The organism is Reyranella sp. (assembly GCF_965279625.1).
Taxonomy (GTDB): Bacteria; Pseudomonadota; Alphaproteobacteria; order Reyranellales; family Reyranellaceae; genus Reyranella.
In genome coordinates, this window is sequence record NZ_OZ257251.1 from 220,282 (window position 1) to 240,392 (window position 20,111).

Here is a 20,111-nt window from a genome sequence, read left to right on the forward strand (position 1 = left end):
TCTCCCGGCATCCAAGAGGAAGCTAGAGCGGCCAGAGCCAAGCGGCGCCGCGCACGCCGCTCGAATCACCGTGCCGGGGCGGCATAAGTCTCGTGGCAATACTGTCGCGCTCGGAGAAGACGTAGTCTTTCCAAAGTTCGGGCACACGCCCGTAGAGCTGCGCGATCTTGGAAAGTCCGCCGCCGAGGACGATGACGTCCGGGTCGAGCAGATTGATGACGCTGGCGAGCGCCCTTGCCAGACGATCACAGTAGTTTTCGAGGCAGTCCGACGCGACGGCATCGCCAGACGCGGCGGCCTCGGCGATGGCGGTGGCACGCAGATCGCGGCTGGACGCCTGTGTGAACTGCTTCTGGAAGGCGGGGCCGCTCAGCCAGGATTCGATGCAGCCCCGTCTGCCGCAGTAGCAGGCAGGGCCGGGCCGCTCGTCGTCGCGCGGCAGGGGCAGGGCGTTATGGCCCCATTCGCCGGCAATGGCATGGGCACCGATGAGCGGCTTTCCATCTATGACGATACCGCCACCGACTCCCGTCCCCAGGATGACGCCGAAAACAACTGCACTACCGGCACCGGCACCGTCTGCGGCTTCGGAAACGGCAAAGCAGTTCGCGTCGTTCGAAAGCCGCACATCCTCGCGATCGAGGGCCTTTTTCAGGTCGATGTCGAGAGGGTGGCCGTTGAGCCGGGTCGAATTGGCATTCTTCACGAGACCCGTGGCGGGCGAGATGGCGCCGGGATGCCCGATGCCGATCCGGCAGCGGGCGCCCACCTCACGCTCGAGGTCACGCACCACGGAAACGACGGCTGCAACCGTCGCCTCGTAGCTTTCACGGGGCGTCGGTGCGCGCAGGCGTGCGCGCTCCGAGCCATCATCGTCGAGGACGAGGCCTTCGATCTTCGTTCCGCCGAGATCAATGCCTATCCGCATCGCGTCAGGGCGTTGCCGGTAGGAACTTGAAGGGCTCGGCCGCCTTGAACGCGGCGGCCGTCTCGCCGGAGAAAACTTCGCCATCCTGGATGGTGAGTTTCTTCACCGGAGCACCCGGCTTGAGATCGAGCTTGGAGAAGGAGACCCAGAAAGTGTTCGGACGCGTAGCCGAATCGAAGAAATAAACCAGATTCTTCTGATCGGACACGGTGCGCCAGATCGTCGACGAGATGTTGGGCTGGTCCGGAGTCGTGATGCCGAGAGGCACGCTGACCGAGCGCATCACGCCCATGACGCTTGCGACGGCCTGATTGGAGAACGACTGCTGGGGGACGCTCTTGATGTAGGACGGGTCAGCCTTCCGCGGGATCGCGTCAAGGAGGAACGACGCCCGCGCGAAGCGGTCGGCGGCGCGATTGGTCCCCGGCAGGAAGACGAGACCACCGATGCTCTTCCAGTATTCATTCAGCGCGAGCTGCTGGTCGTAGATCGGCGAGTTGGTCATCACCGTGTATTGCTTGCCGTGATGGACCTGAAGCTTGCCGCCGACATATTCGAAGATCGCCGAATCGCCCGTGGCGTCGGAGATTGCGAGATGCAAAGTGGAAGCCTTGCCATTGGGCAGAGTGGGGGCAAGCAGATTAAACGGCGTCTTCTGTAGCGCCTCGACCGTCTCAGACACGGTGGCGTAATTATCCAGCACGTACTGAACCCACGCCGCAATCGAGAGATAGGGCTTGCCCGCCAGGGGCTTCGCATACTCCGACTCCGCCAGATAGAGCAGGTTCGCCACGAGGCCCTTTTCATTCATGCCGTCGGCGGTACCGACCTCATAGCTCGAGGTGATGACGCTGCCGTACTTGGAAGTCCAGGTGATGGATTGCGGCCCCGCCGCGCCGTCGCGTGCCATGCCGGCCGGGAAGGCCCAGAGGTTCGAGCCCATGTCCTCGGCCCAGTCCATGTTTCGGCCGGTCATGACGGTGTTGTCGGGAGCCACGTAAAGCGTGCGCGTGCAGGCCAGAGCCGTTCCCGCCGCAGCGACGAGACCCAAGGAGAGAGCGAAGGTCGAAATCCTGGACAGGCGCAACTTCATGGAATTCCTTTCGGGGCTGAGGTGTCCATATAATCGCATTGCCTGTTCACATAAAGCGCGCCCGTATGTCGATGCTGTTCTCGACGCCGATCTTATCGAACGTCGAGGCCAGCCATGCGGTTGCGGAGGCGCGGCCGGCCTTGAACAGATGGTCCAGGAATTCGGGCTCGATGTTGAACTTGCTGACGGCGCCGAGCGGCGCCAGCGTCGGCGGATCGCCGATCGAGTGGATGAGAAGCTTCTTCAGGCGTTCGCCGAATTCGCCGGTGAGGGCGCCGTTGTCGATGAGTTCCTGCACGAAGGCGATGGCGCGCATCTCCGCCATCAGCGCGCCGCCGAAGGTGATTTCGTTCAGGCGGTCGGCAATCTCGGCATTTGAACGGGGGACGCCTTCGCGGTGCGGCGGGTCGACCTCGACGATCACTACGTCGGCAGTGTCGCTGTTGTAGATGAACGGCCAGATCGGCGGGTTGCCGCGGAAGCCGCCGTCCCAGTAAGGCTCGCCGTCGATCACCACCGCTTCGTGGATGCTGGGCAGGCAGGCCGAGGCGAGAAGCGCATCGATCGACAGCTCCTCGCGCGTGAAGATGCGCACCTTGCCCGTCGCCACGTTGGTCGCGGCGATGAACGCCTTGATCTGGTGACAGGCGCGGACGGCCTCCTGGTCGAAGTGCCGGGTCAGCAGGTCGCGTAGCGGATCGAACTTGAGCGGATTGCGCTGCCAGGGTGTGAGCGTGCGCTGGATCAGGTCCGCCCACAGGGCGCCGGGCGAATCGTCGAGGTTCCAGTTGCCCTGCAGGCGGTCAAGCGGGGTGCGGCGGATCGGGCTCGCGATGGCCATCCGGCCGAGATCGCCCCAGAAGGCGGACAGCGCGGCGCGCGCGCCGGCCGCGCCGCCCTTGGCCCAACCCTGCAGGAGAATCGCCGCGTTCATCGCTCCAGCGCTCGTGCCGCTCACCGCTTCGATCTCGAGGCGACCATCCTCGATCAACGCATCGAGCACGCCCCAGGTGTAAGCGCCGTGGCTTCCGCCGCCTTGCAGAGCGAGGTTGATCCGCTTGGTGTCTGTCATCCGTCTATCCTCGCGGCTCCCGCAGCGTTAGGGTCATCGTTCTGTAAAGAAGCGGGCAGAGCTGGCGGCATTATGGCGAAGGACGGAACAGGGGGAGCGTGGCGAAAGCGCCCGTCGACGATCCTGTGGATGCTCTCGCTGGGCCAGCTCCTGACGTGGGGCATCGTTTACTACACCTTCCCGCTTTTCGTCGTGCCGATGACCGAGGAATTGGGCTGGTCGCGTAGCGCGATGTTCGGTGCTCTCTCGGCCGGGTTGCTCACGGCGGGTCTCTGCTCCATCGCCGTAGGCGCCTGGATCGATCGCGGGCACGGCCGCCTGCTGATGACCGGCGGCTCGTTGCTCGCTTCGTTGCTTCTTTTCCTGTGGTCGAGAGTCGAGTCTCTGCCGGCGTTCTACGCCTTGTGGATCGGACTCGGCGCCTGCCAGGCGGTGACGCTCTACGAACCCGCCTTCGCGGTGATCACCCGCGTCTATGGTCCGCGCTACAAGCAGGCCATACTGCTGATGACTTTCCTCGGCGGGCTGGCCAGCACCTTCGGCATTCCCTTCACGCAGTTTCTGGTCGAGCGCATCGGCTGGCGTCCTGCGCTCGACGTGCTGGCGGTGATCGTCCTCGGTGTTGCCCTCATGCACTGGCTTTTCGTGCCGGGTCCGAGCGTGGAGGCCGTGCCCATTGCCGCCGCAAAGCCGCCCTCCGACGGCATCGCAAAGAGGAGCCCGCTGGCCACGGCCATCCGCGTACCGGCCTTCTGGGGGCTCGTCGTCGCCTTCGCAGGCTACGGGCTCGCTTTCTCGGCGATGAGCTTCCATCTCATCCCGCTGCTCGACGATCGCGGCGTACCCACGGGAGTGGTGATGGCGATCATCGCCCTGATCGGCCCCATGCAGGTCGTAGGGCGCGTGCTGCTGATGGTCGGGCAGCGTCACATCACGACCATCCAGCTCGGAGCGCTGATCTACTTCGCCTTTCCCATTTCCATGGGCTTCCTCGCGACAGGTATCACCGATGTCTACCCGCTGATCCTGTTCGCGATCGTCTATGGTGTGGCCAACGGCCTCGTGACCATCCTGCGAGGCATGGCGGTGCCGGAATTCATCGGCCCCGAAGGCTACGGCGTCGTCTCCGGGGCGCTCACCATGCCGACCAACGTCATGCGCGCCGCCGGGCCGGTTCTGGCCTCGCTCGCCTGGGGCGCATTCGGTGGCTACACGCCCGTCCTGTGGGGGCTGGCCGGCATCATGCTGGTCGCCGCCCTTGGCTTTGCGGCCGCGGCGTTTCTCTCGAAAAGAGCCTGACTCTCCCGGTTTTGCCACAATTGCACATCATCTGAGCCCGCAAGCTAACCAATAAGGCGAGGCGTCATGTTCGATGCGAAGCGTTTGCTGGAACAGTTCATGGGTGGTCAGGCGGGCGGCCAGGGCGTCGGCCCAACCGGCAGCCAGGGCGGCGGTGGTGGCTTCCTGAGCGGGGCCGGCGGCGGTGCACTGGCTGGAGGCCTGGCGGCTCTGCTGCTCGGCAGCAAGGCCGGCCGCGAGATCGGGGGTGAGGCGCTGAAGCTCGGTGGCATGGCTGCGGTCGGTGCGCTGGCCTACAAGGCCTACAATGACTGGCAGAGCGGCAAAGCCGCGGCGCCGGCGACCCAGGCGCCGCAGGCACCGGTACTCATGTTGCCGGCGCCCAGCGGCACCCCGTTCAATCCCTCGACCGAATCTGGCCAGCAGACGCTGGCGCGCCATCTGTTGCGCGCCATGATCGCCGCTGCCAAGGCCGACGGCCATGTCGACGCGCAGGAGCAGGCGCGCATCTTCGCCGAGATGGACAAGCTTCCCTTGGGCGCCGACGACAAGGCGTTCGTGATGGACGAGCTTCGCGCCAAGCTCGATGTCGATGCCGTCGCGGGCGCGGCGGCGACACCGGAGGAGGCGGCCGAGATCTACACGGCCTCGCTGCTGGCGATCGACGTCGACAATGCCGCCGAGCGCGGCTACCTCGCGATGCTGGCCGCCCGCCTCAGGCTCAACGACGCCCTGGTCGCACATCTCCACAGCAGCGTCGCCTCGGCGACCGGCAAGAGCGTGCCGGTCGCGGCGTAACAGGATCGGCTGGCGGCGGCGTTACTCCGCCGCCAGTCTCGCCATCCCGGGCTTGAGGTGCTGCACCTTGGGCATGACTTCCTTCGAGAGCAGTTCGAGGGACCGGCGCCAGGCCTGCGGGTTCTCGACATAGTCGAAGCCGAAGACGAGGAGCTGGCCGAAGCCGCCGACCTCGTCATAGATTTTCTCGATCTTCTCGACGACCGTCTTCGGCGAGCCGATGATCCAGTTGTGCTGGGCGCAGTATTCCGGCGTCACGTCGGAGTCCGCCGCGCCGGCGTCGTGCTTCAGGTATTCGAAGAAGCCGAACTGGGAGAGCAGGGGCAGGAAGTATTCCCGCATCATGCGGCCCATGTGCGAACCGACCGACAGGCGCATCGCCTCTTCGTCGGTGTCCGCCACGAAGACCTCGCGCACCAGGCGCCACTGGTTGCGGTCGGGGGTACGGCCCGACTTGGCGGCGCCGATCTCCACCGACTCCCAGTGGCTCTTCACGTAGGCGGGGTTGAGATTGAGGCTCATCGGAATGTAGCCCTTCTCTCCCGCGAGCTTCAGCGTGTCGGAGCCCTTGGAGAGGCCGGCGACGCCGATTGGAGGGTGCGGCGCCTGCAGCGGCTTGATGTGCGGCTTCAGGAAGCCGAACATCGTGTCGGGCTTGGTGACGTGCCAGTACTTGCCCTTGTAGTCGAACGGTTCGGCCGAGGACCAGAGCTTGAGGATGATGTCGAGCGCCTCGCGCGTCATCTCGCGGTTTGTGCCCGACATGCCATCGACGTTGAACATCGCCCAGTCGCTGGGCAGGCCTGACGCCGCAATGCCGAAATTCAACCGTCCGCCGGAGATGTGGTCGAGCATCGCTACCCTGTTCGCAAGCTCGGCCGGGTGATGGTACGGCAGCAGGAAGCCGCCGGGCCCGAGGCGGATGTTCTTGGTCTGCATGAGCGCCTGCGCCACCAGCAGATCGGGCGAGGGATGGGGTTCCCAAGGCGCGGTGTGATGCTCGCCTATCCAGGCCTCGGTGAAGCCGAGTTCGTCGAGCCAGCGGATAACCTGCAGATCCCATTCGTGCCCGTCCTTCAGGGAACGCTCAGGCGGATGGGAGGGCATGGTGAAATAACCGAACTGCATCGTTTCCTCCTGTTTTTGTTGCCTGCAACTCCACTACCATTGCGCGCGAGGCGCAAGAGGGCAGGGATGCATGGCTGACGACGTTTTGATTGTGATCGACCAGCAGAAGGCGATGGATCATCCCAAGTGGGGACCCCGCAACAATCCCGGCGCAGAGGCCAATATCGCCCGGCTGCTGGCCGACTGGCGCCGCCGCGGGGCGCCGATCGTGCACGTGAAGCACGATGGCACCAAGCCGGAGTCACCGTTCCGGCCGGGCCAGGAAGGCAACGACTTCCTGCCCCTGACGGCTCCACTGGACGGCGAACTGGTTGTGACCAAGAAGGTCCACAGCGCCTTCATCGGCACCGACCTCGCCGCCGGGCTTCAGGCGATGGCGCGAGGCGGCGGAGCGAAACCTCCGCTCGTGATCTGTGGCGTTCTGCTCGCCAACTCGGTCGAGGCCACCGTACGGGTGGCCGCCAATCTCGGTTTCGAAGTTCGCCTGCCGGGGGACGCCTGCTGGTCATGCGACAAGCGCGACCTCACAGGACGGTTGTGGCCGGCCGACGACGTGCATCAACTCACGTTGGCGCTTCTCGAAGGCGAATATGCCAATGTCACGACCGTCGACGAAATCCTCGCCGGCGTGCGCTGATTGCGGTCAGACGATCTCGTCAGTGACGACCTTGAAGCTCACCAGGGTGTTGGGACCGAACGTGTGGGTGATCGGGACATCGGCGGCGTCACGGCCGCGCCCGATCAAGATGCGGCCGATGCGCGGCGTGTTGTTGCGCGCATCGAACACGTGCCACTGGCCACCGAGATAGGCTTCGAAGAAGCCGGCAAAATCCATCGGGGCGTCGACCGGCGGTACGCCGATGTCTCCCAGATAGCCCGTGCAGTATCGCGCGGGGATGTTCATGCACCTGCAGAAGGCGATGGCCAGATGAGCGTAGTCGCGGCACACGCCATTGCCTTCGTTGAAGGCCTCCCACGCCGTCTTGGTCGGGCGGGCATACTCGTAACCGAAGGTGATGTGATGGTGCACGTAATCGCAGATCGCCTGGACCCGGGCCCAGCCCGGCGGCCCGTTGCTGAACAGGCTCCACGCTATTTCGGACAGGCGATCGGTGTCGCAATAGCGGCTGCCGAGAAGATAGACCAGGGTATCGGAGGGCAGATCCTCGACCGCATGCTGCGGCGCCGACGGGAAGATCTTTTCCTGTATGCCTGAGTCTCGAACGACGCCGTTGCCGAAGAGCCGCACGCGGCCAGCCGGCGCGACCAGGCGGCTGCACATATTGCCGAACCCGTCGCGATAGCGGGTGATCGGGACGGCCGGATCGGCTTTCAGCGTGTCGGGCTCGATCAGGTCGCCGGACCGTGTCGGGTGGGCGCCCAGTATCATGATCATCGGCGTAGGCTGCGGCAGGTCGTAGACGATCTCGTAACCAATGCGGATCTTCATCCGGACGCCCCTCGAATCGCAGTGCGGCGGAGATCGCTCAGGCCGTCTCGGCCGGATGGGGCGTGACGCTGACGTGAACCTCCATGCCAAGAGTGTCGGCCCGGGAGCCGACGAAGGTACCGTGCAGAGGTAACGCCTGCTCGGGATCGCGCACGACCGCAACCGTAACGAGACTGGCCTTGCCGACGTTGCCGCTGGTCGGATCGAAATCTACCCAGCCGGTGCCGGGCAGGTAAATCTGGGCCCACGCATGCGTCGCGCCGTGCGCCTCGGTCGGCGCGACGTTGGGCATCGTGGCGAGATAGCCGGAAGCGAAGCGGGCAGCCAGGCCCAGCGAGCGCGCGGCATCGATCATCAGGAGGGCGAAGTCGCGGCAGCTCCCGTGGCCGAGCTGGAGCGTTTCGGTCGGCGCCTGCACACCTTTGGCCTCGCGACGGCGATAGAGAAAGCCGTCGTGGATGCCCCGGGAAAGACTCTTGAGGAGTTCGAGGGCAGGGATCTGACCGTCCGCGGGCAGGAACCGCCGCGCCCATTGGGCGACCGCGTCGTCGGGCCCGATATCGCGGCGATGGATGCAATGGGCGAGATCGGCCATCTCGTCGGCGTAGTCGACCGGAAAGATGGCTGCGGCATCGTCCAGATCGGGTTGAGCGGCGTGGGCGGGCGAGTGTTCGAGGCTTACGACGCTCGCGAAGGTAAGCTCGGTGGCGACATCGGCGAACTCGGCAATGGCGACGTGGTTGCCGAAATCGTCCTTTTCGTAGCGCAGGCTGGAGGGGGCCGGATTGATATCGAGGCTGACCTCGATCACGCGCTGATCGTGCGAGTCGCGGGGCAGCAGCATCATGCGGTGTTCGCCGAAGGCGACCGGTTGCCGGTATCGGTAGGTCGTGACGTGCCGGATGGTCAGTGACGTCATGACGTCTCCCTCGGCCACATCAAGCACGTTTCGAGCCAAGCCGATACCGCAAACGAAACAAGGCGGCCCGCGGGCCGCCTTGTCGTGTGGTCAATTGGAGACAGTTCAGCCGAGCTGGATCCAGGTCGTCTTCATCTGCGTGAACTTGTCGAAAGCATGCAGGGACTTGTCCCGGCCGTTGCCCGACTGCTTGTAGCCGCCGAACGGCGTGGTGATGTCGCCGCCGTCGTAGGTGTTCACCCACACCGAGCCGGCACGCAGCGCCTTGGAGAACTTGAAGGCCTTGTTGATGTCGGAGGTGAAGATCGCCGACGCCAGACCGTACATCGTATCGTTGGCGACCGTGAGGGCCTGTTCGGCGTCCTTGACCGGGATGACCGAGAGGACCGGCCCGAAGATCTCCTCCTGGGCGATCTTCATCCGGTTGTCGACATTGTCGAACACGGTCGGCTCGATGAAGGAGCCGGCATTGTCGATGTGCACCTGCTTGCCGCCCATGGCGAGCTTGGCGCCTTCCTTCTGGCCGGCGTCGATGAAGCCCATGACCCGCTTGGTCTGGGTCTCGTCGACCATGGCGCCCATCTGCGTCTTGGGGTCGAGCGGGTCGCCCGGCATCATCTTCTGGCCGATCGCCATGACCTTGGCGAGGAACTCGTCCTTGATCTTGTCCTCGACGATCAGGCGCGAACCGGCGGTGCAGACCTCGCCCTGGTTGAACCAGATGCCGAAGGCGGTGCGGCGGGCGGCGATGTCGAGGTTGGGCGCGTCGGCCAGCACGATGTTCGGCGACTTGCCGCCGCACTCGAGCCAGACCTGCTTCATGTTGGATTCGCCGGAGTAGCGCAGGAAGTACTTGCCGACCTCGGTCGAGCCGGTGAAGGCCAGCACGTCGACGTCCATGTGACGGCCGAGCGCCTGGCCGGCGGTTTCGCCGAAGCCCGGCAGCACGTTGAACACGCCTTCGGGAATGCCGGCCTCGGCCGCGAGTTCGGCGAGACGCAGCGCGGTGAGGGGAGACTGCTCGGCCGGCTTCAGGATGACCGAGTTGCCGGCGGCCAGCGCGGGCGAGATCTTCCAGCAGGCCATCAGGAGCGGGAAGTTCCAGGGCACGACGCAGGCCACCACGCCGGCGGCTTCGCGGGTAATCATGGCGATGACGTTGCCCGGGGTCGGGGCGACCTCGTCATAGATCTTGTCGATCGCCTCGCCGAACCACTGCACCGTATTGGCCGAGCCCGGTACGTCGACCGTGGTCGAGAAGGCGATCGGCTTGCCCATGTCGAGCGTCTCGAGCAGGGCCAGTTCCTCGCGGTTCTTCATCATGAGGTCGGCAAGCTTCAGCATGATGCGCTTGCGCTGGGCCGGCGCCATGTTGGCCCATGTGCCCTTCTCGAAGGCGGCGCGCGCGGCCTTAACGGCGGCGTCGACATCGGCCTGCTCGCAGGCGGCGACCTTGGTCAGGACCTGGCCCGTGGCCGGGTTCACGCAATCGAAGGTCTTGCCGGTCAAAGACGGGACGAACTTGCCGCCGATGAAGGCCTGGTTCCGGTAGGTGAGACCGCCGATACGGCCTTTCCAGTCGTCGCGCGAAAGCTGGGCGCTCATGTTCTCTTTCCTCCTCTTTGGATTGCGCGGGAGACTATCCCACGAAAAAGCCGCCCGGAAGGGCGGCTTGGTCGTCGAGCCTGCAGAGCGACAGGCTGCTACTTGATCTTCGATTCCTTGAACACGACGTGCTTGCGCGCGACCGGATCGTACTTCTTGAGTTCGAGCTTCTCGGTCTTGGTGCGCGGGTTCTTCTTGGTCACGTAGAAGAAGCCGGTGTCGGCGCTGGAGATCATCTTGATCAGGATGGAAGTCGGCTTGGCCATGTCGATTGTCCTTAAGCCCTGGAGGGCGAATTCGCAGAGGCGGGCAAAGTAGTCAGCAGGGCTGGCGTGTCAAGCTCTGAGCCCAGGAAAAGGGCTAGGGGCGGGCGGCCGCCTGGAAGGTCGCAGATTGCACGGCATGGGCATAAAGAGGCCGGTCGCGCAGCAGGCGGACGGCGAGGTCGATATCTGCTTCCGGCGCGGATTCGCCCGGCGGGCAGATCTTGCGCAGATCGGACACTTCCTGCGGCGTCGGATTGCGCAGCGCGTGCCAGCGCATCAGCGAGGTGTGGTTCGAATCAACCGAAGCCACGCCCAGCTTACTCGCATCACCGACCTTGGAGGTGCAGATGTTGGGCAGCACGCCCAGCTCGTTCCAAGTGTAGCCGGACGGAGCCTGCAGGCGTGACCAGGTGAGGATCAATTCGCCCTCGTTGGCCAGCCGGACGACGGTCTGGACGGTGCCCTTGCCGTAGCTGGTGGTGCCGATCACCACGGCGCGACCGCGATCCTGCAGCGCCGCGGCCACGATTTCGGCGGCCGAGGCGGAGCCGCCGTTCATCAGCACGACGATGGGAAGCTGAGTGCCGTTGGCGCGGCCGTTGGAGCTGCGGTAGGTGCGTTTGCTGTCGGGATGGCGGCCGCTGGTCGAGAAGATCGTGCCATCGGCGATGAACACTTCCGAGACAGACTGCGCCTGGTCGAGCAGGCCACCGCGGTTGGAGCGCATGTCGATGATGAGGCCGGCCAGGTCCTTGCCGATCTCGGCCTTGGCCTTGTCGAGGGCGGTGCGGAGATTGTCCGTCGTCGCGGTGTTGAATCCCGTCAGGTGAATCAGCGCCACGTCGCCGCGGCGCTCATAGACGACCGTGGTCGGAACGATCCGGCTGCGCTTCATCGCCAGGGTGAGCTCGGCGCCCTGGGACGGGCGAAGAACGGTCATGTTCACCGGCGCGCCGACCGCGCCGCGCAGCTTCGCCACGACGTCGGACAAGGGCCGGTCTATCATCGAGTCGGAATCGATGGCCAGGATCTGGTCGCCGATCTGCACGCCCGCCTTCGCCGCCGGCGAACCCTCCTGGACGGCGCGGATCAGGATCTTCTTGTCGTCGGTCCGCTCGACGGTGATGCCGATGCCGCCGCCACCGTCGCGCTGGAAGCGGTTGTCCTTGGCTTCATCGGGGTCCGCATAGCGGCTGTTGCGGTCAAGTTGCTTCGTGGTGGCCGCCATCGCCTGGCGGATCAGAACCTGGCGGTCGACCTGTTGCAGAGCGGGGGAAGCCTCGATCGACCCGGCCATCAACTCTGTGAGCGTAGTGCCCCAGGAGCGGCCGTCGGTGATGTCGGCAGGAGCGGGGCGGCTCACGACCTCCTTGCCATTGCGCTTCACGGTTAGGCTGCTGTCGCTGGCCTCGAGGGCCAGAGTCGAATCGCTGCTGGCGAAGCCCCGATAGGCCTCGACCGACAGATTTCGGAAGTTGGGCTCGTAGAGATGGCGGTCGCCGATGGCCCGGTACGCCTGGAGAACGACCCGTTCGATGCCGGCATCGGCGGCGGCGGGCGCGCGACCGTCAGCCTGGGGGCTCGGCGTGTCGGGCGAGGTCGCGCAGGACACGACCAGACAGGCCGCCAGCAGCGATAGGATCGCGCGCGGCAGCATCAAGCGCAGAAAAGGGAATTGAGGCACATCCATATCCGACGGCAGGACAATAGCACAGGCCGTCGGCGGGCGGCCACGTCGATCAGGCTGAGCGATCGAGGCTTCCGGTCGCCGCAGCCTTGTGAGAACCCATCTTCTGGGCCCAAAGCAGCGCAATTACGGCGCCCTTGATGCGCGGCAGCAAAAAAAGCGCCAGGACGACGGAGAGGGGAAGCCACAGAAGGGCATGGACCCACAGGGGCGGCTCGGTCCCCCAGCGCTCGACCAGGAGGACCAGCGGAACGACGATGTGGCCCACGACGAAAATGGTGAAATAGGCCGGCGCGTCGTCGGCGCGATAGGGTTCGAGCGCCAGGTCGCAGACCTCGCAATGGCCCTTCATCTTAAGGTAGCTGCTGAACAGCCGGCCCCGGTTGCAGCGCGGGCAACGGCCGTGCCAGCCCCGCATCAGGGCGGTCCAGAAATCAACCGGAGCGTGCTCGTCATCCATCCGAACAAGATGGGCCTCGCATCTACTTGCGTCGGCGTGACCCTTTGTCCCGTGACGGTCCGCGATGCGCGACCGGACGCCGCGGCGGCCCGTTACCGTCTCGGCCCGGTGGCGAACGGAAGCTGCGGGGCGCGGCTTGTCGCTCCACGCGTTCGATCACGTCGACGATCTCGAACAGAAGGCCGCCAGTGGCGGTATCGGCCTCGACCAGCTTGATCTGCAAGCGGTCGCCCAGGCCGAAGGTCTCGCCGGTGCGTTCGCCGATCAGGACCTGCCGTCCTTCGTCGTGGCGGAAGAACTCCTGGCCCAGCGAGCGGATGGGGATCAGCCCGTCGGCACCGGTGCCCTCGAGCGTGGCGAACAGGCCGAAGCGGGTCACGCCATTCACGCGGCCGGGGAAGACGGCCCCGACATGGCCGGCCATGAACGCCGCGACGTAGCGGTCCATGGCGCCGCGTTCGGCGGCGACGGCGCGACGCTCGCACATCGACAGATGCTCGCCGAACTCGGTGAAGCGGCCCCTGTCCTCGGTCGAGAGGCCGCCATCGCCCAGCCCGTAGGCGGCGATGAGCGCACGATGCACGATCAGGTCGGGGAAGCGGCGGATCGGCGAGGTGAAGTGGGCGTAGCGCGCGAGGGCGAGGCCGAAATGGCCGAGATTGTCGGGGCTGTAGACGGCCTGGCTCTGGCTGCGCAGGACGGTCTGGCTGACGAGCTGGGACACCGGCTTGTCGGCGACCTCGTGCAGCACGCGGTTGAGGTCGGCCGGGCGGAGCCGCTGGCCGGTCGGGACCTTGATGCCGAGCGTGCCGAGGAATTCGCGCAGGGCTTCGAGCTTGGCGAGATCGGGCTGGTCGTGGACGCGATAGAGGCAGGGCGCCTGGCGCTGCTCCAGCGCCTGCGCCGCCGCCACGTTGGCCAGCACCATGAACTCCTCGATCAGCTTGTGGCTGTCGAGACGCTCGCGCACGCCGATCGTGGCGATATGGCCATCCTTGCCCAGCGTCACCTGGCGCTCCGGCAGGTCGAGGTCGAGTGCGCCGCGGGCTTCGCGCGCCGCCAGCAGGACGCGGTAGGCGCCGTAGAGTGGTCGCACGACGGCGTCCATCAGCGGCTCGATCTCGGCGTCCGGCGTGCCGTTCATGGCACGTTGCACGCGGTTGTAGGTGAGGCGGGCGGCCGAGCGCATCATGGCGCGGTGGAACTTGTGGCGCTTGAGATGGCCCTCGGCGTCGATCCACATCTCGGCCACCAGCACGGGGCGATCCTCGTGCGGCACCAACGAGCACCAGTGGTTGGAAAGCTGCTCCGGCAGCATCGGCACGACGCGATCCGGGAAGTAGACCGACGTGCCGCGGCGATAGGCGGCTCGGTCGAGTGGCCGGTCGTGGCGCACGTACCAGGCGACGTCGGCGATGGCGACGAAGAGGTGCCAGCCGCCAGGATGGTCGGGATCGGGCTCGGCGAAGACGGCGTCGTCGAAGTCGCGGGCGTCCTCGCCGTCGATCGTAACCAGTGGCACGGCGCGAAGGTCGAGGCGGTGGCCCATCGGCGCGGCCTTGGCCTTGTCGGCTTCCTCGATCGCGGCTTCGGGGAAATCGACGGGAATGTCGTTGGTGGCGATCGAGATCAGGCTGACGGTTCGCGGATCGCTCATCGGGCCGATGCGCTCGACGATGCGCGCGCGCCGCGCCAGCGCGCCGCCGGTCTCCTCGATCCAGACGATGTCGCCGGGCAGCGCACCGTTCCTGTCGGTGGGGCGCACGTCGAATTCGCGGCGCAGCTTGCGGTCGGTCGGCGTGACGAGGCCGAGCCCGTTGCGGCCGGGCGGTTCTTCGTAGAGGCCGAGGATCTTCTTCGGTCCGCTGCCCAGCCGGCGGACCACTTTCGCCTCGTAGGTATTCTTGCCGCGACGCTTCATGCTCGCCAGCACGCGGTCACCGACCGCCGGGGCAGGCACGGTGCGCGACGCCGGCGCGGAGACCTCGATGCGCGGCGGCGGACCGTCCTTGTCGTCGTCGTGACGGCGCGGCACGGCGAGAAGATGGCCGTCGCCGTCGACCGAGACGATCTCGAGCACGACCATGTCGCTCAGCGACTCGGGGTGACGGAAGGTCTTGGCGCGATCCGGCGTGATTTCGCCGGCATCGCGAAGGTCGCGCAGCAGTTCCTTGAGTTCGATGCGCTGGTCGCCCTTCAGCCCGTAGGCGCGGGCGATCTCGCGCTTTCCGACCGGCGTTTCGCTGTCGCGGATGAAGGCCAGCAGTTCGTCGCGGGTCGGAACCTTGCCCTTAGCCATCGGTACCGGTGCGGGGCGGGGCGTCGTCCTTTTCCTTCGCCTTGGCCGCCTTCTTTTTCTTTGCAGCAGGCTTCTTCTTGGCCGCCGCCTTCTTCGCCTTCGGCTTGTCGCCGGCGTCGTTGGCCGCCGCGGCTGGCGCCTTCTTGGGCCGAGCCGCCTTCGGCTTCTTGCCCCCGCCCTTGGCGGCGCGTTCGGCCAGAAGCGCGACCGCCTGGTCGAGCGTCAGCTCTTCCGGCTTGATGTCGCGTGGCACCGTGGCGTTGACGCTGCCGTGCTTCACATAGGGCCCGTAGCGGCCGTCGTAGAGTTCGACCGGCGCCTCGTCGGACGGATGGTTGCCGATGCTGCGGATCGGCTTGACTGCGGCTCGGCCGCGGGGAGTTTTCGCCTCCGCCAGCAGGGCCACGGCGCGGTTCATGCCGATGTCGAGCACGCTCTCGTCGGACGGGACGGATTTGTATTTCGGCCCGTGCTTCACGTAGGGGCCGAAGCGGCCGACGCCCGCCAGGATGACTTCGCCGTCCTCGGGATGCGGCCCCAGTTCGCGCGGCAGGGACAACAGCGCCAGCGCCTTCTCCAGGGACAGGTCGGCTGGCGTCATGTCGCGCAGCAGCGACTGGCGCTTGGGCTTCTCCTTGCCCTCCGGTTCGCCGAGCTGGACGTAGAGGCCGTAGGGGCCCTTGCGCAGAGTGACCTGCTTGCCGGTGACAGGATCGATTCCCAGGATCTTGGGGCCGTCAAGACTTTCGCCGCTTGCCGCGTCGGCGTCGGCATCGACGATGCCGAGCTTCCGCGTGAAACGGCATTCCGGATAGTTGGAGCAGCCGATGAAGGCGCCGAACTTGCCGAGCTTGAGGCCGAGGCGGCCATTAGCGCAGGACGGGCAATCGCGCGGGTTCTTGCCGCCATTGTCGTTGGCCGGGAAGAAGTGGGGCCCGAGTTCCTCGTCCAGCTTGTCGAGCACTTCCTTGACCCGAAGGTCCTTGGTCTCGCCGACGGCAGCGGAGAATGCCTTCCAGAATTCGCGCAGGACCTCGTGCCAGTCGATCTTGCCGCTGGAAATATCGTCGAGCTCTTCCTCGAGATGGGCGGTGAAGCCGTATTCGACGTAGCGCGGGAAATAGGTCTGGAGGAACGCCGTGACGATGCGGCCGCGATCCTCGGGAATGAAGCGCTTGCGGTCGATGCGCACGTAATTGCGGCGCTGCAGCACCTCGATGATGCTGGCGTAGGTCGAGGGGCGGCCGATGCCCAGTTCCTCGAGCTTCTTGACCAGGCTGGCTTCCGAATAGCGCGGCGGCGGCTCGGTGAAATGCTGCTCCGGCACGACCTCGCGCCGGTCCATCGCCTCGTTCTCGATTACGTCGGGCAGGATGGCGCCGGTCTCTTCGTCGTCGCTCTTGTCGTCCTGGCCTTCGTCGTAGAGCGTGAGGAAGCCGTTGAACTTCACGACCGAGCCGGTGGCGCGAAGCTGGACGGTCTTGTCGCCGCTGGCGATGTCGACCGTCACCTGGTCCAGCACGGCGCTTTCCATCTGGCTGGCGACGGTGCGCTTCCAGATCAGCTCGTAGAGGCCGAGCTGGTCCTTGTCCAAATAGGCGGCGACGTCCTGCGGTGTCCGGAACAGGTCGGTCGGGCGGACCGCTTCGTGCGCTTCCTGGGCGTTCTTGGCCTTGGACGTATAGACACGCGGGCTCGCCGGCACGTAGTCGGCGCCGTACTTGGTCTCGATCAGGCGGCGGGTCTGGCCGATCGCCTCGGGCGCGAGCTGCACGCCATCGGTACGCATGTAGGTGATGAGGCCGACCGTTTCGCCGCCGATGTCGACGCCTTCATACAGACGCTGGGCGATGCGCATCGCGGTGGCGGCGCCGAGGCCCAGCTTGCGCGATGCTTCCTGCTGCAGGGTCGAGGTGATGAACGGCGGCGGCGGGTTGCGCCGGACCTGACGGCGGTCGACCGAGGCGACGGCGAAGGCGCGGCGCTCGATCTCGAGCTTGGCCTGCTCGGCGCGCTCCTGGGTGTTGAGGTCGAACTTCTCGAGCTTGCGGCCGTCTAGATGGGTGAGGCGGGCCTTCAGCACCTGCTTCTTGGCCGTGCCGAAATAGGTATCGACCGTCCAGTACTCGCGGGTCTTGAAGACCTCGATCTCCGATTCGCGCTCGCAGATCAGGCGGAGCGCCACTGACTGTACGCGGCCGGCCGAACGGCTTCCCGGCAGCTTGCGCCACAGCACGGGAGAGAGCGTGAAGCCGACGAGGTAGTCGAGCGCGCGGCGCGCAAGATAGGCGTCGATCAGCGGCTGGTCGAGGTCGCGCGGATTGGCTACCGCGTCGAGCACCGACTTCTTGGTGATGGCGTTGAAGGTGACGCGCTTCACGTCGACGCCGGCCAGCGCCTTCTTGTGCTGCAGGATGTCGAGCACATGCCAGGAAATGGCTTCGCCTTCGCGATCCGGGTCGGTGGCGAGGTAAAGCTTGCCACCCTTGCTGACCGCCTGGGCGATCGCGTCGATGCGCTTCTGCGACTGGGCGTCGACTTCCCAGTCCATGGCGAAGTCCTCGTCGGGCCGCACCGAGCCATCCTTTGGGGGAAGGTCGCGGACATGACCGTAGGAGGCCAGCACGGTGAAACCGGGGCCAAGGTATTTCCCAATGGTCTTAGCCTTGGCCGGGGACTCGACGACCAGTACGTCCATCGCCGGAAAATGCTCCAGGTTCGACAACAAAGACCGGGAGCTAAACCTCTGATTTATATCAGAGATACACGGTTTCCCCGGTGCCTCTCCAAGCGGCCCTCCAGCTCGAGAGCCATGAGAACCTCCGCTACGAAGGCGGCGGACACTTGGCACCGGCGTACCAGTTCGTCAACCGCAGTCGGGACGGCGCCCAGCGCCTGCACGACTCGTGCAGTGTCTGTGTCATTCGAGATTCGGGTTGTTTTTTCAACGGGTTGCCGGTCCGTCGCCGGTCGACCCAGGACGCTCAGAATATCGTTGGCGTCGCGGACCAGAATGGCCCCATCTCTTATGAGGCTGTTCGATCCGGCGTAGCGGGGATCCATGGGCGAGCCCGGGACCACGAACACTTCACGGCCCTGTTCGGCGGCGCGCTGGGCGGTGATCAGCGAGCCCGAACGCGCCGCCGCCTCGATGACCACGATACCGGCCGAGAGGCCGCTCACGATCCGGTTGCGCCGAGGGAAGGCGCGGGCGACAGGCGGTGCGCCCAGCGCCACCTCGCTCAGGATCAGGCCGCGCGCACCGATGGCTTCCTGGAGGCCGGCGTTTTGCGGCGGGTAGACCTGATCCACGCCGCAGGCCAGGACGGCTACCGTGCCGGTGTCGAGCGCCGCCTCGTGGGCGGCCGCATCTATGCCCCGGGCGAGACCGGACGCGATGACGAAGCCGGCCGCGCCCAAAGTGGAAGAGAGGTCGGCGGCGAAGTGGCGTCCTGCGAGTGACGCTTCGCGGGCGCCCACGATGGCCAGTGTCGGGCGACCGAGCAGGCCCGGATCACCGAGCATCGACAGGACCGGCGGGGCGTCGGGCAGGGCGGCCAGTGCGGCCGGATAGGGGGCGTCGCCAATCACCAGGAAGCGCCCTCCCAGCGCCGCGAGCCCCTGTTCTTCCCGTTCGATCGCGGCATCCGAGACCGTCGCCAGGGTGGCGCAGGCCGCGCGCGCCGATCCGAAATGCGCCAGCGCCTCGTGGAAAGTGATGGGGCCCACCCGCGCGCTGCGCGCCAGCCTGAGCCGGGCCCGGCGCTCCGCCGGAGCGATGTCGATAGGGGCAGAACCGTCGAACATGCGGTCGATCTTATGCGAGTGATACCCTAGAGTAAAACAACCGATAGTAGAAATCGACCTGTCAGGACCGGCTGCGGCGGCTGAGCAGGGCGCCCGCCGCGCCAAGCAGCGCCAGCAGGGCAATGAGCGGGCCGAAGCCCTCGAAGCCACCCCAGCCGATCATGACGGCACCGAGGGCGGCGGCGCCGATCCAGCCTACGCTGGCCGAGGTGCCGTTGAGGCCGAGCACGGTGCCCCTCACATCCTCCGGGACCGATGCGAGCGCCGCCATGTACGAGGGACGTCCCAAGGCGTTCAGCAGCACATAGACGAAGCCCACCGTCACGGAGACGAACGGGCCGGGATGCCAGGTGAAGAGAAGCAGCGCCGCGACACCGGACAGCGCCATGGCGACCGCGAAGGTGAGCAGCCGGTCGCGCAGCCGGTCGGCGAGCTGGCCGCCCAACACGGTGCCCGCGACATTGCCCAGCGCGAACACGACGAGAGGCAGGGCGAGCTCGAGCAGGGTCATGTGATAGGTGACCTGCATGAAGGTGGCGAAGTAGACGACGGCGAGCCCGTAGCAGATGCGCTCGGCGACTCCGGTGCCAAGGAGCCCCAGGACGCGCGGCGACAGGGCCGAGCGCATCGAGGGGCGTTGCGCCGCGCCGCGCGTGGGGCCGGCGCTGCCGCGCCCCAGGGTTAGGAAAAGGCTCAGCACGGCGACCACCGAGAGGCCGGCGACGCAGAGAAGCCAGCCGCGCCAGCCGATGATGGCGCCGACGGCTGCCGCCAGGGGGATACCGACGACGAGGGTCAGCGACTGGCCGCTCATGACCCATCCCAGCGCGCGGCCGCGCTGACTGTCGGGCACTCGCGAGGAGACTTCGGCGAAGACGACCCCGGTGAAGGCGCCGGCGCAGCCGCCCCCGGCGGCGGCCCATACGGCGACCCAGAAGAAAGAACCGGCGGCGGCCTGCGCGACCAGGGTGAGGGCAAGCGCAAAGGGCGCGGCGATCAGAATCGAGCGCCGGCCGATCACGTCGGACATCCAGCCGCCCAGCGCCGAGGTGAGCCCCCAGGCCGTCGCCGTCAGGGAAACGAGGTTGGCGACGAGCGGCATCGCGACATCGAGGTCGTGAGACATTTCCAGAAGGAACGGCGCCCGCGTGGTGCCGCTCGAGGTCGCGGCGAACGACCCCAGGCAGGCGGCGCCGATCAGTGCCCACGGCAGGCTGCGGGACGGGGAAACGCTCATGCGCCGCTGCTATGACAGGAATGGCCGCGACCTGCACCGGCAGGATGCATATATGAGGCATGT

The 20,111-nt window shown here is 66.3% G+C and carries 17 protein-coding genes; 3 read left to right on the forward strand and 14 right to left on the reverse strand.

Annotated elements, in window-relative coordinates; translation table 11 throughout:
* Window positions 1–22 precede the first annotated feature (22 nt).
* Genes ACQY78_RS00960 through ACQY78_RS00970 form a run of 3 tightly spaced genes read right to left on the reverse strand, consistent with a single transcriptional unit; the run spans window position 23 to window position 3,093 of the window.
* Window positions 23–1,012 (reverse strand): ROK family protein, encoded by a 990-nt coding sequence (locus ACQY78_RS00960; protein WP_428681894.1) that lies wholly within the window; start codon window positions 1,010–1,012, stop codon window positions 23–25.
* A complete protein-coding gene (locus tag ACQY78_RS00965) occupies window positions 933–2,021 on the reverse strand; it encodes a linear amide C-N hydrolase (RefSeq protein WP_428681896.1) in 1,089 nt (362 codons plus the stop codon). Before ACQY78_RS00965 ends, ACQY78_RS00960 begins: the two co-directional genes overlap by 80 nt.
* Before the next feature lie 46 nt (window positions 2,022–2,067).
* Window positions 2,068–3,093, reverse strand: a complete 1,026-nt coding sequence (locus ACQY78_RS00970; RefSeq protein ID WP_428681898.1) for a patatin-like phospholipase family protein — start codon at window positions 3,091–3,093, stop codon at window positions 2,068–2,070.
* A 129-nt stretch (window positions 3,094–3,222) separates the two neighbouring features.
* Here ACQY78_RS00970 and ACQY78_RS00975 point away from each other — a divergent pair, with 129 nt between their 5' ends.
* Both ACQY78_RS00975 and ACQY78_RS00980 read left to right on the forward strand, forming a co-directional pair.
* Window positions 3,223–4,392, forward strand: coding sequence for an MFS transporter (locus tag ACQY78_RS00975; RefSeq protein WP_428681900.1), 1,170 nt, complete (start codon window positions 3,223–3,225; stop codon window positions 4,390–4,392).
* Between the two features lie 66 nt (window positions 4,393–4,458).
* Window positions 4,459–5,190: a tellurite resistance TerB family protein gene (locus ACQY78_RS00980; RefSeq protein WP_428681902.1), complete on the forward strand. Its 732-nt coding sequence runs from the start codon at window positions 4,459–4,461 to the stop codon at window positions 5,188–5,190.
* A 21-nt stretch (window positions 5,191–5,211) separates the two neighbouring features.
* Here ACQY78_RS00980 and ACQY78_RS00985 read toward each other — a convergent pair whose 3' ends face one another.
* Window positions 5,212–6,318, reverse strand: a complete 1,107-nt coding sequence (locus tag ACQY78_RS00985; RefSeq protein WP_428681904.1) for an LLM class flavin-dependent oxidoreductase — start codon at window positions 6,316–6,318, stop codon at window positions 5,212–5,214.
* Window positions 6,319–6,388: 70 nt separating this feature from the next.
* On the opposite strand from ACQY78_RS00985, the gene ACQY78_RS00990 reads away from it, so the two are divergent.
* Window positions 6,389–6,955 carry a cysteine hydrolase family protein gene (locus ACQY78_RS00990; protein WP_428681906.1) on the forward strand — a complete coding sequence of 189 codons (567 nt, stop codon included), beginning with the start codon at window positions 6,389–6,391 and terminating at the stop codon, window positions 6,953–6,955.
* A gap of 6 nt (window positions 6,956–6,961) precedes the next feature.
* Here the strand turns inward: ACQY78_RS00990 and ACQY78_RS00995 are convergent, their stop codons facing one another.
* From ACQY78_RS00995 to ACQY78_RS01040, 10 genes are all read right to left on the reverse strand, one after another.
* Window positions 6,962–7,768 carry a transglutaminase-like domain-containing protein gene (locus ACQY78_RS00995; RefSeq protein ID WP_428681908.1) on the reverse strand — a complete coding sequence of 269 codons (807 nt, stop codon included), beginning with the start codon at window positions 7,766–7,768 and terminating at the stop codon, window positions 6,962–6,964.
* A 37-nt stretch (window positions 7,769–7,805) separates the two neighbouring features.
* Window positions 7,806–8,687 (reverse strand): transglutaminase family protein, encoded by an 882-nt coding sequence (locus tag ACQY78_RS01000; RefSeq protein ID WP_428681910.1) that lies wholly within the window; start codon window positions 8,685–8,687, stop codon window positions 7,806–7,808.
* 105 nt (window positions 8,688–8,792) lie between these two features.
* Window positions 8,793–10,292, reverse strand: coding sequence for an aldehyde dehydrogenase (locus tag ACQY78_RS01005; RefSeq protein WP_428681912.1), 1,500 nt, complete (start codon window positions 10,290–10,292; stop codon window positions 8,793–8,795).
* A gap of 98 nt (window positions 10,293–10,390) precedes the next feature.
* Window positions 10,391–10,558: a 50S ribosomal protein L33 gene (gene rpmG / locus ACQY78_RS01010; protein WP_020696277.1), complete on the reverse strand. Its 168-nt coding sequence runs from the start codon at window positions 10,556–10,558 to the stop codon at window positions 10,391–10,393.
* A gap of 94 nt (window positions 10,559–10,652) precedes the next feature.
* Window positions 10,653–12,242, reverse strand: coding sequence for a S41 family peptidase (locus ACQY78_RS01015; RefSeq protein WP_428681914.1), 1,590 nt, complete (start codon window positions 12,240–12,242; stop codon window positions 10,653–10,655).
* 55 nt (window positions 12,243–12,297) lie between these two features.
* On the reverse strand, window positions 12,298–12,705 hold the full coding sequence (locus tag ACQY78_RS01020) for a DUF983 domain-containing protein (protein WP_428681916.1): 408 nt from the start codon (window positions 12,703–12,705) through the stop codon (window positions 12,298–12,300).
* 22 nt (window positions 12,706–12,727) lie between these two features.
* On the reverse strand, window positions 12,728–15,004 hold the full coding sequence (rnr, locus tag ACQY78_RS01025; protein ID WP_428681918.1) for a ribonuclease R: 2,277 nt from the start codon (window positions 15,002–15,004) through the stop codon (window positions 12,728–12,730).
* Window positions 14,997–17,702: a type I DNA topoisomerase gene (gene topA / locus ACQY78_RS01030; protein ID WP_428681920.1), complete on the reverse strand. Its 2,706-nt coding sequence runs from the start codon at window positions 17,700–17,702 to the stop codon at window positions 14,997–14,999. The genes rnr and topA overlap by 8 nt, the downstream gene beginning before the upstream one ends.
* 53 nt (window positions 17,703–17,755) lie before the next feature.
* A complete protein-coding gene (gene dprA / locus ACQY78_RS01035) occupies window positions 17,756–18,811 on the reverse strand; it encodes a DNA-processing protein DprA (RefSeq protein WP_428681922.1) in 1,056 nt (351 codons plus the stop codon).
* A gap of 61 nt (window positions 18,812–18,872) precedes the next feature.
* Window positions 18,873–20,048 (reverse strand): MFS transporter, encoded by a 1,176-nt coding sequence (locus tag ACQY78_RS01040; RefSeq protein WP_428681924.1) that lies wholly within the window; start codon window positions 20,046–20,048, stop codon window positions 18,873–18,875.
* Window positions 20,049–20,111: the final 63 nt, after the last annotated feature.